The organism is Texcoconibacillus texcoconensis (assembly GCF_014202575.1).
Lineage (GTDB): Bacteria > Bacillota > Bacilli > Bacillales > Salisediminibacteriaceae > Texcoconibacillus > Texcoconibacillus texcoconensis.
In genome coordinates this window covers 389046-400031 of sequence record NZ_JACHHB010000002.1, presented here as the reverse complement: position 1 = coordinate 400031, position 10986 = coordinate 389046, and the positions used below count along the sequence as shown (strand labels likewise).

Sequence of the window (10986 nt, the reverse complement as noted above, 5' to 3'; positions counted from 1 at the left end):
TCTTCAGCGCCGATGGTAGTTGGGGGCTCTCCCCCTGTGAGAGTAGGACGCCGCCAGGCATTTGAGAGCATGTCGCAGAAGCGATGTGCTTTTTTTATGTTTTCAAGAACTTGATCACCGCAAGGTGAAAAGGGGTTGTAATAAAAAGAAAAAAGCGAGGAATCCGAGAAACAAGAAGTTCTAGGAAGCAAGCGATCGAGACTCGCAATGGACACCCGTCCATGAGAATCTGTCTAGTTCAGGCGCCATCGGCTCGAGGTCACTTCGGTCCGGCAATTGAAGCTGAAAGCGCTTCTGCTTGCCGTACCTCCAGTGCTAGTCGCCGATAGGCGGGCGCCTTGTACTTTTCTTATGAGAGAGCAGGTGACGAAGAAATTCGCCGTTAATCGGATTCCGCAGCCCGGCGATGGTAGTTGGAGGCGATCCCCTGTGAGAGTAGGACGCCGCCAGGCATTTGAGGGCATGTCGCAGAAGCGATGTGCTTTTTTTATGTTTTCAAGAACTTGATCACCGCAAGGTGAAAAGGGGTTGTAGAAGGCTGTTTTCTAAAAGATTGTTGCTTTTTAAGAATTAGTTCATACCGGATATGCTACAGGTGGACGTTGGTGATTTGAGCTTTAGGTCAATATGGCTCACGGACATACATTCCGTTATTTAAGCTAAATACCCCATTTTTAGGGGACGGACATATGCTCCGTTAATTGTCTCTTTTGCAAGCAATGAAGGGGGATTTTTTACAAATAGCGGAACTCATGTCCATAAAAAACTCAAAATCAGCCTTTTTCAAGTGAATTACGGAATCAATGTCCGGATCGAACGAAAAGTGAACATGACCGCATTTGGCCAGCCTTGCGTCACCACCTTTAGTTTCTCTGACTTCATAAAAAAACAACAAAGTTCACGAAAAGATCCTTAGGAAAAGATAACCGAAAAGTGAAAGGGGAGTTTTAACAGGAGTTTAGGTTAGATTCTTCAAAGAAACAAGAGGATAAAACAAAAGAAGCTTGCGTAAAAGCAAGCTTCTTTTGTTAACATTTATTGTGCAAGCATTTCATCAACTTGGTCACGGTTTTCTTCGATCCATTCTTCTGCTAATTCATCAAATGGAATTTCATCTTCCTCGTATGTTAACATCATTTCTTCAAGGTCCCCTACTTCTATACTCCAGTCTGAGAGGATTTCATAAGCTCTTGGATGTTTTTCTTCAATACTATCATAAGAAATCACGTAGACATTATCTGGTTTGAAGTTTTCGTTTGGTTCTTCAAGAAACTTCAAGTCGTAGTTAGCAAACATAGAGTGTGGACGCCAGCCCGTGATGATGACAGGTTCTTCTTGATTGATTTTATTATCTAGTTCACCAATCATTGCGACTTCACTGGAAGTAGAAATATCGTACTCATCGGCTAAGTCATAATCTTCAACGGCTGCTTCAGTGATCGATACAATGCCAGCACCAGGATCAATAGAAACGATTTCATTATCAAACTTTTCACCTTCACCATGTAAATCCTCAACTGAATCAATATCAACATAAGAAGGGACAACCCATCCTAATGGCACTTCTTCATAACTGGCAGTGACTTTCGTTAAACTATCTTCATATTGATTCCAAAGCTCTTCTTCAGTATATGGAAGCCAAGCGTCCATAAAGAAGTCGACGTCTTCATTTTCCAAACCTTCAAAAATGATCGGTTGATCGAGTGTTGAGAATTCTACGTTGTAGCCAGCTTCTTCAAGAATCAAACGTGCAATCTCGGTTGGTGCTTCGGTGCTTGTCCATGTTGTTAAACCAAACGTAATCGTTTCTTCTTCAGGGTTGTAATCGGACTCAGTTGACTCTTCTGTATCATTGGAAGTGTCCGTAGAGTCAGCGTTCTCCGATACATCCGAAGTGTCCTCACTAGCTCCGCAAGCTGCTGTTCCTAAGATTCCTAGACTAGTAGCTACAAGTAAAAACTGTTTTTTCATGATTACTCACCTTCCTGTGTAAAGTTTATGATTTGATCAAATTTTTCTCGCATTGTTTCAGGAGTAAACTGTAATGAATCAGGTCGTGGGGATTTCCAAACCTTATAATCTTTATTGTTAAGTTTGTTTACTAACTGTTCAGTACTATAAATGCGTAGGTTATAAACCCAATTGGCCATTGTTAGCATGGCTGACATATGAGCACCTTCATTAGATGCGCCGGAAATATCATGTACTAAGTTCACTTGATAATCTCGGAAATAAGCATCAAAAACGGAAGTCATTAAACAACCATCTGTAACAAAACCACCAATAATTATGTGCTCAACACCCATATTTCGTAATAAAAGATCTAAACTCGTTTCATAAAAAGCACTCCAGCGGTACTTATCAATCACAATTTCGCCATCTTTAGGCGCGATTTCATCGAAGACTTCAATGTTTTCTGTGTTACTTGAATAGTAGACAGGTGTACCGTCTTCTTTTAAAGGTTCATCTTTTGACAAGCCAATCCCGTCTGCGCGATTGATATGGCGAGTGTAAATAACGGGAATCCCTTTCTGTCTACATTCCTCAATCAAATGTTTCGTATTTTTGACGGCCTCTTCAGTTCCTTCGATGCCAAAATTACTTTCTTTTTGTATATCAATTAAAACACAAGCTGTTTTTGTTAATTCCAATCGTAAACACCACGCTATTTATTGTTATTGTTTTTCGGGAAATATTCAAAAATTTTCCCGGATTCTAATGCATTCGCTAATTCCATTGTCCAATTAAGATAAGATGTTGAACGTGTGAGTTTTTCTAGGTCAGATTTTGCTGTTGTTGCAGCCTCATCTGTTTCTGCCTTTTTAGCCACTTCTTCGAGCATTGGTCTTGCTTGTTCATCTGCTTTCATGAGTAAACTTCTTTCTTGGCGAAGCATTTTTACAAAGAAATTAATAAAGTTTGTTAAAAAGTCTTTTTCGGCAATGAAGTGGTCTTTACGCTCGCCTTTTTTCCAAACTTTAATGACCATTTCTGTTTCTAATAGTTCGCGCATGCCGTTACTGACACTGGCTTTACTCATGGCAACTTCATCTTTGATGTCATCTAAAGATAGTGGTTCTTCGGAAAAGTATAATACGCCGTATATTCGACCTATAGATGGGGTGACACCGTAGATGACCATCGTCTGAGCAATGGCGCTAATCATGATATCTCTCGCTTCTTCAATTTTTTGCAAGTCCTCATTCATTTTTGGTCCCTCACCTCCCGGTAAAAACTGTAATGAGATTTATATATTATAATTTGTTTAATATAACTTGTATGAATTGAACAGTTTAAATTATAGGGTGGTTTGTGTCGTATGTCAAATTGGTAGGACATTGAAAACGAATTTTTTGTCTTTGTCGTTCACTTCCTTTCTTCACAAAAAGGATTGCGATATGATGGAGGGAAGATTCTTGTGGGAGGGATGGATGTGCATTTTCAAACGAAAAATGTTCATTTTCAGGAGAAGGTATCGGCTGATGAATTGAGTAAAACGAAGCCGATTTATCAAACGTCAGCGTTTGCTTTCGATGATTTGGATGATATGGAGTCTTATTTTCAAGGTGAGAAGAGTTATTTGTATACGAGAAATGGTAACCCGAATACGGATGATTTGGGGAAAGGGGTTGCTGATTTAGAGGGGGCTCCTGCAGGTGTTGCGACGTCATCTGGCATTTCGTCGATTTTAGCAGGGGTGTTATCGGTTGCGAAGAGTGGCGATCATGTGATTGCGACTGAGGATTTATATGGTGGTACATATCAGTTAATGGCAAATGAATTGCCGAATTTCGGTATAGATGTGAGTTTTGTGAATTTTGCTGATGAACATGCAGTGAGAGAGGCGATTAAAGACGAAACTGTGCTGTTGTATTCGGAGTCGATCACGAATCCGCTGTTGCGTGTGGAGGATTTAGCGCGGGTAAGGAAAATTGCTCAGGAATTTGGGTTAAAGACGATGATCGATAATACTTTTGCGACACCGTACTTGATTCGTCCTTTTGATGAAGGGATTGATCTCGTCGTTCACAGTGCAACGAAGTATATTGGCGGGCATAGTGATATTAGTGCTGGTGTGCTCGTTGGTCTTGAGACGCTGCTGAAAAAGGCGCGTATGAAAGTAACCAATCTTGGCAGTAACCTTGGTCCATTTGATGGATGGTTAGGTTGTCGGGGGTTAAAAACGTTAAGTTTACGTATGCAAAAGCAATCGGCGAATGCGGAGGCTTTGGCAGATGTGTTAAGAAATGAAGCTATGGTTACAAAAGTGTATTATCCAAGCGCCGCGTCGACTGCGGGCAATGGTGCGATCGTGACGATTGATTTAGGGGATGGTTATGATTTACACACATTCTTTCGGTCTCTTGCATGGGTGAAAATCGTGCCTACATTAGCTGGGGTAGAGACTTCTGTCACTTATCCAGCGGGAACGTCTCATAGAGCGATGCCAAAGTCTACCCGTGAAAAACTTGGTGTCACAGATCAAATGGTGCGTATTTCTGTTGGGATTGAGGATGAACGTGATGTCATCGATACTTTTCTAAAAGCGCTACAAGCAGCAAAAATATCGTAAAAAGAGATATAGGGACGGTGCCTTGCGCGCATCGTTCCTATTTGATGAGAGATTACGTTTGAAACAGCACCGAAGGATGAAAAATTTTGCTATAATAACAGTACCGTTAACGTCTGAAACGATGATGTTTCGACGTTTTTTATGTTAGCTAGCGTTGTAAATGGGTCATACTAAAAATAGATTGCGAGGGCTTTTCTTGGAGAATGAATTTGATTGGCTAAAAAAAGTTCAACCTCAAAAGACGCCTGGCCACCTTATTCAAGGCATTGGTGATGATGCGGCTTTGTATCAAAGTGAAGCCTCGTTTGATGAGGTGGCGACTGTCGATACGATGGTGGAAGATGTCCACTTTAAAAAGTCAACGATGTCGCCTACAGACATTGGCTACAAAGCGTTGGCGATCAATTTAAGTGATATTGCGGCGATGGGGGGAAAAGCATGCTACTATCTTGTGTCGATCGCGATTCCTCAATCGGGGTGGACAGAAGATGAGGTCGTTGAGATCTATGCAGGTATGAAGGAATTGGCGAACCGGTGCGGTGCTGTATTGATTGGTGGAGATACGGTTTCAACGAATGATCGACTCGTTGTGACGGTGACGGTGATTGGACGAGTGGAAACAGGGCGGAAGTTATTGCGTTCAAATGCGAAGCCAGGAGACATCGTGTTTGTTACAGGGCCGCTTGGTTCTTCTGCCGCGGGTCTTCACTTACTCCTTAAAGGTGATAAAAGGCTTGAAGCTTTTGAATATGAAGCGGTCGTCCGAGCCCATCAAAGACCTGAGCCGCAGCTAGATATCGGAAGGGTGTTAGCGAAGTCAGGTTTTCGGGTAAGTTTAAATGATGTCAGCGATGGTATTGCTAGTGAAGCACACGAGATCGCTGAAGCAAGTGGTGTTGTGATTGACTTGTTTGAGGGTGATCTTCCATATCATGAAAGCCTAGACGATTTTCCAGAACAAAAGTGGAAGTGGATCCTTTCAGGTGGAGAAGATTTTCAGCTTCTTGGCACGATCGCTCGAGATGAATGGGATCATGTGAAGGGAAGCGTTGAAGGTCAAGGAGGAGAAATCTACGCTATTGGTGAAGTAAAAGAAGGGGAAAGCTCGGTTTATCTTCACAATGAAAACGGGATACATAGCATTGATAAATCAGGCTATCAACATTTTGGTTGAGGAGTGCAATAGAAATGGAAACGTTTGAACATAAGACAGAAAATGAAAGCGAAACTTGGGAACTCGCCCATCAAATCGCTTCAAAATTGAAACCAGGCGATGTATTAACGCTTGAAGGAGATTTAGGAGCGGGAAAGACGACATTTACAAAAGGCATTGCCAAAGGGCTCGGTATCAACCAAGTCGTCAATAGCCCGACATTTACGATTATTAAGGAATATCAAGGTGATATACCTCTATATCATATGGATGTATACCGTCTTGACGATGAATCAGAGGAGTTAGGGTTAGAAGAATATTTTGAAGGTGATGGTGTATCGGTGATTGAATGGCCAACTCGTATTACAGAGCAACTTCCCGAAGAGCGCCTGGACATTCAGGTTGCGTATCGAAGCGAACATGAACGGTCGTTTATATTGATGCCACGGGGCGATAGATACATTGAATTATGTAAGGAGCTTGAGAAAAAATGAATGTTTTAGCGATCGACACGTCGACATATGTCCTCGGTGTCTCTGTTATAAAAGAGGGACAACCAGTAGGGGAAAAAATGACGAATATCAAAAAGAATCACGCCTTACGTTTAATGCCAGCTGTCGAGCAGTTGTTACGTGATGTGGACATAAAGCCAGCGGATTTAGATCGAATCGTCGTATCACATGGACCTGGTTCTTACACAGGGGTTCGTATTGCTGTTACAACAGCAAAAACACTCGCTTGGTCGCTGAATATTCCTGTTGTTGGTGTATCGAGCCTTGAAGCCCTTGCGCAAAACGGGCGGTATTTTCAAGGGCTCATCGCACCGTTTATTGATGCACGACGCGGGCAAGTGTTTACAGGGTTATATCAAGGGGGCACAGGAAGCGTTGAAAACGTGATTGAAGATGGGCTGACTGATCATCGTGCTTGGTTGGAAAAATTAAAGTCGTATCAGAAACCTGTTCTATTTCTCGGTAATGAGTGGGATAAGCATGTTGAAGTGATTGAAGAAATCATGGGTGAACAAGCAGTTTTAGCTAAACCTGCAGACCGGTTATTAAAGCCAGCCCAACTTGCGGAGCTTGGAATAGAGAAAACACCTCTTGAAAATGTGCATGCACTCACTCCACAATATTTACGTTTGGCTGAAGCTGAGGCGAAATGGATGGAGCAAAACGGACGGGAGGAAGAAAAGCGGTGAAGGCTATGGCAGAAGATGTTCGTATTCGTATGATGGAAGAAAGTGACCTTGAAGACGTCCTTCTTGTAGAACATGAAAGCTTTCAAAAACCTTGGAGTAAAAACGCTTTTTTAAATGAACTACATATTAACAAGTTTGCGCATTACTTAGTCGTTGAATGTGACGGAAGGGTGATCGGTTATTGTGGGTTATGGGTGATTATTGACGAAGCTCATATTACCAATATCGCGATTCTTTCTCATTATCGAAGACAAGGTTATGGACAAAGACTCTTAAAGGAAGCGTTGCAACTTGCCCGAAATAAGGGAGCGGAACGACTTTCTTTGGAAGTTCGTGTCTCGAACCTCGGGGCGCAAGCGATGTATCAAAACTTTGGTTTTCAAACAGGTGGTATACGAAAGAACTATTATACCGATAATCAGGAGGACGCATTAGTCATGTGGGTGATGTTAAGATGAATGAAGGATTTAAAGAAAAAGATATCTATGTGTTAGGAATAGAGACGAGTTGTGATGAAACCTCTGTCGCTGTTGTGAAAAATGGACGTGACGTATTATGTAACGTGATTGCCTCACAAATAGAAAGCCATAAACGGTTTGGGGGTGTCGTCCCTGAAGTTGCTTCGCGTCATCATGTTGAGCAAGTGACGCTCATTATCGAAGAGGCGTTAACGGAAGCGGAAGTCACGCTCGGAGACCTTGATGCTGTCGCTGTGACGGAAGGGCCAGGGTTGGTCGGTTCATTGCTTGTCGGTGTTCATGCAGCGAAGGCACTTGCATTTGCGAACAATTTGCCATTAATCGGTGTTCATCACATTGCAGGGCATATTTATGCCAACCACCTCGTTGATACATTAAAGTTTCCAATGTTATCTCTCGTTGTTTCAGGAGGGCACACAGAGCTTGTTGTGATGGATGAGCACGGGTCGTTTAAGGTGATTGGTGAAACAAGAGATGACGCAGTCGGTGAAGCGTATGATAAAGTTGCACGCACCATCGGACTTCCTTATCCAGGTGGGCCAGCGATTGATCAGTTAGCCCATGAAGGTGAACCATCGATTGATTTGCCACGGGCATGGTTAGAGCCAGATAGCTATGATTTTAGTTTTAGCGGCTTAAAATCAGCAGTTATTAACACATTACACAATGCAAAACAGCGTGGAGAAGAAATCGAAGCGAGTACACTTGCTGCCAGTTTTCAAGAAAGTGTGATCGATGTACTCGTCGGTAAAACAATGAAGGCTGCTCGTGATTATGGTGTACAACAAATTTGTCTCGCAGGCGGTGTAGCAGCGAATAAAGGTTTAAGAGAGCGATTGTCCACAGCTTGTGAGGAAGAGGACTATTCTCTGATCATTCCACCTCTTTCTTTATGTACAGATAATGCTGCAATGATCGCAGCAGCGGGCACATTCCAATTTATGCGTGGAGAAACATCAGAAATGGACTTAAACGCAAGAGCTAGCTTTCCACTAAGGTAATCGATAAACGTGCAGATCTGTTTTTTTGTTGTTAAGGAGATATCAACAACAGAAAAGCAGATTTTTTTATCATTTGTCGAAAGAAAAGTCGAAAAAGGGGAATTCTTGTTCTTGTGCACAATTTTTATTCAGAATCTGTGGATAATGGGGATAAATCATGTAAATGCTAATTTCATGGACTAAAAGTTGTTAACAATAAAATTGTGGATAACTCGGGGTTTTTGTGAATAACCTTCATAAACCACGGAATTATCGCTTTTTTATGTGGATAAAGGTGTGGATAGTGTGGATATGTCAGAAAATTTTACCTATTTATCAACAAGAGGCTTGAAATCAAGTGCAAAATATATCTTCATTGTCTATTTATTATTAACAATTGTGGTTCTTTCTATGTTTCATCCACTGAATGCTTTTGCAAATGGAGAAGAAGATGTGGATAATGACACGATACAAACGGTTCTTTTTCTCGTTCCTAGTTTTTCGTTTCAAGAGTTAGATGCTTTAGTGAGTCAGGAAAAGAGCGATTCAATTTGGCAAAAGGGCGGGACGGTAGCGGTTAACACGCGCCCTGATGGGGAATATTCTTATTTAAATAGTATGGTCTCGTTAAGCTCGGGAAGTTTAGCTGTCGGTGTCAAAGGGTGGAATGGTTTTCAACAAGATGAGCTGATCGAAAATCAACGAGCATCTCACGTTTATCAGCAATGGACAGGTCGTTCGCCTACCAAGCCCCTCATTCATCCACATATCGATGCATTAATGGGTAAAAATGCCGCAACGAACTATCGGGCACCTGTGGGTGAACTAGGGGAGCGTCTGCAAACATCAGGCGTAAACACGGCAGTGACAGGTCATAGTGATACGAGTGAGGAAGAGATCCGTTATGGGTCTTTATTTATTGTGGATAAGAATGGTGAAGCGGAAGGTTCTTTCGACGGGACTGTGGACAATGATGCTGTCCATGCTTCATTTGGTCAACAAATGAATGAAGATCTTGTGATGGAATGGTTAAATGAGCAAATCTCACAAGCCAATGATGAGGGTACGGATGGACTGTACGTTATAGAATGGGGAGATTTTCATCGTTTGTTTGAACAAAAGGCGGATATGAATGATTCACACTTTGAACAGCGGCTTGTGGATGAAGAGGAACGTCTTGTTTCGATATTATCAAGATTGATTGATACCGATCATTTACGGGTGCTTTTTTTGTCTCCGATGATGCATGGGGAGGCTTATCAAAATGGTGAGCAGTTGGCGCCTCTTTGGTATTGGGGGGAGGCGCGTGACGAGGTATTGTCCATTTATTCGTCGACGACCAGGCGAGATGATCTTGTTAGTAATCGTGATATTGCAGCGACGCTTTATGATTGGTATGATGTAGCACCTCCAGAGATGGTCACGGGAAAACCGTTATCGACTGAAGCTGTATCAACCATTAATTATGAAGTGATGAAAGAAGATCGTGAGCATATGTTTACTGTTTTTAAAGAGAGAGGGAGTGTGTTATCGCTCTATATTAGCGTGCTTGTTGTGAGTTTAATTGCTGTACGCATTTTGATGTGGCTTCGACCGCGCTCGATATTTTGGCAAAGGTTAATGACATATATGCTTGCAGCTGCTTCGAGTTCGCCGTTTTGGTTTTTAGTCACAGGACCGATTGTGAGTCATGTTTCAATGATGGTGTATTTTATCTTGATTCTTCTCGTCAGTTTACTTACATCGTGGCTTGTTGTCACGTTTACGAAACACCCGGTCATCTCTGTTTGCTTTTTATCTTTTCTTGCCTTAACGATCGATCTGCTTATTGGTGGCGTACTCATCAGGCAATCGTTTCTCGGTTATGATCCGATTATCGGGGCGAGGTATTACGGGATTGGAAATGAGTTAGCAGGTGTGTTTATTGTGAGCGGTTGGTTTATGCTGTTCCCGATTCTTCAAAGGGAAGGTGCGAAGCTTAGCAAAACGTTGATTGTTGGTGTGACTTTGACAACTCAAGTCATTTTATTAGCGGCAAGTCCGTTCGGTGCAAATGCGGGTGCTTCGTTGTCGGCGGCTGTCATGAGTACGTACATTTTATACAGGTTTACAAATCGGGATAAGAAACCGCAACTGTTGATTGTATCTAGCGTCTTATTTATAGGTGCGTTCTTTCTTTTATACTTGTTGAATACGATGACGTCTTCGTCTACACACGTATCTGAAGCTTTTCATCGATTGTTTTCCGGTGATTTTGCGTCAATCTTTGATATTATCAAACGGAAGTTAGCTGTAAATGTCAGGATCTTTCAATATTCGCATTGGACGCAGTTGTTTGTGACAACATACGTCTTGATTGGTTGGTCGGTATGGAAGCAAAGGAAACAAAAAAATGACCATTTACAAACGAGAATGATTCAGGCAGCGATTGTTGCATCGATTGCCTTGCTTTTTTTGAACGATTCAGGGGTTGTCGCAGCATCGACTTCAATGTTTATCACTTTAAATGTTCATTATGTTTGGAAGTTACGCGTGGACATTGAGGAAACGGGTGTAATAAAAAACACAACCTCCTAAACCGAGACGGTCGGAAGGTTGTG

General features: G+C 42.1%; 10 protein-coding genes. 7 read left to right on the top strand and 3 right to left on the bottom strand.

Annotated elements, in window-relative coordinates; all coding sequences use genetic code 11:
* Nucleotides 1-1035: 1035 nt before the first annotated feature.
* The 3 genes from HNQ41_RS03795 to HNQ41_RS03785 are packed head-to-tail and all read right to left on the bottom strand — an operon-like array spanning nucleotide 1036 to nucleotide 3208.
* Nucleotides 1036-1971: a glycine betaine ABC transporter substrate-binding protein gene (locus HNQ41_RS03795; protein WP_184663074.1), complete on the bottom strand. Its 936-nt coding sequence runs from the start codon at nucleotides 1969-1971 to the stop codon at nucleotides 1036-1038.
* A 2-nt stretch (nucleotides 1972-1973) separates the two neighbouring features.
* Complete coding sequence (locus HNQ41_RS03790) at nucleotides 1974-2651, bottom strand: cysteine hydrolase family protein (RefSeq protein WP_184663073.1); 678 nt, start codon at nucleotides 2649-2651, stop codon at nucleotides 1974-1976.
* A 14-nt stretch (nucleotides 2652-2665) separates the two neighbouring features.
* Nucleotides 2666-3208 (bottom strand): GbsR/MarR family transcriptional regulator, encoded by a 543-nt coding sequence (locus HNQ41_RS03785; protein ID WP_184663072.1) that lies wholly within the window; start codon nucleotides 3206-3208, stop codon nucleotides 2666-2668.
* A 219-nt stretch (nucleotides 3209-3427) separates the two neighbouring features.
* Here HNQ41_RS03785 and HNQ41_RS03780 point away from each other — a divergent pair, with 219 nt between their 5' ends.
* The 7 genes from HNQ41_RS03780 to HNQ41_RS03750 all read left to right on the top strand — a co-directional run bounded on the left by HNQ41_RS03780 (nucleotide 3428) and on the right by HNQ41_RS03750 (nucleotide 10963).
* Entirely contained in the window at nucleotides 3428-4573 is a 1146-nt protein-coding gene (locus HNQ41_RS03780) for a trans-sulfuration enzyme family protein (protein WP_184663104.1), read from the top strand.
* 196 nt (nucleotides 4574-4769) lie between these two features.
* On the top strand, nucleotides 4770-5747 hold the full coding sequence (gene thiL / locus HNQ41_RS03775) for a thiamine-phosphate kinase (protein WP_184663071.1): 978 nt from the start codon (nucleotides 4770-4772) through the stop codon (nucleotides 5745-5747).
* Nucleotides 5748-5761: 14 nt separating this feature from the next.
* Nucleotides 5762-6220, top strand: a complete 459-nt coding sequence (gene tsaE, locus HNQ41_RS03770) for a tRNA (adenosine(37)-N6)-threonylcarbamoyltransferase complex ATPase subunit type 1 TsaE (protein WP_184663070.1) — start codon at nucleotides 5762-5764, stop codon at nucleotides 6218-6220.
* Entirely contained in the window at nucleotides 6217-6927 is a 711-nt protein-coding gene (gene tsaB, locus HNQ41_RS03765; protein WP_184663069.1) for a tRNA (adenosine(37)-N6)-threonylcarbamoyltransferase complex dimerization subunit type 1 TsaB, read from the top strand. The genes tsaE and tsaB overlap by 4 nt, the downstream gene beginning before the upstream one ends.
* A gap of 5 nt (nucleotides 6928-6932) precedes the next feature.
* Nucleotides 6933-7385, top strand: coding sequence for a ribosomal protein S18-alanine N-acetyltransferase (gene rimI, locus HNQ41_RS03760; protein ID WP_184663103.1), 453 nt, complete (start codon nucleotides 6933-6935; stop codon nucleotides 7383-7385).
* Nucleotides 7382-8407: a tRNA (adenosine(37)-N6)-threonylcarbamoyltransferase complex transferase subunit TsaD gene (gene tsaD / locus HNQ41_RS03755; RefSeq protein WP_184663068.1), complete on the top strand. Its 1026-nt coding sequence runs from the start codon at nucleotides 7382-7384 to the stop codon at nucleotides 8405-8407. Before rimI ends, tsaD begins: the two co-directional genes overlap by 4 nt.
* Before the next feature lie 285 nt (nucleotides 8408-8692).
* Nucleotides 8693-10963, top strand: coding sequence for a hypothetical protein (locus HNQ41_RS03750; RefSeq protein ID WP_184663067.1), 2271 nt, complete (start codon nucleotides 8693-8695; stop codon nucleotides 10961-10963).
* Nucleotides 10964-10986 lie beyond the last annotated feature (23 nt).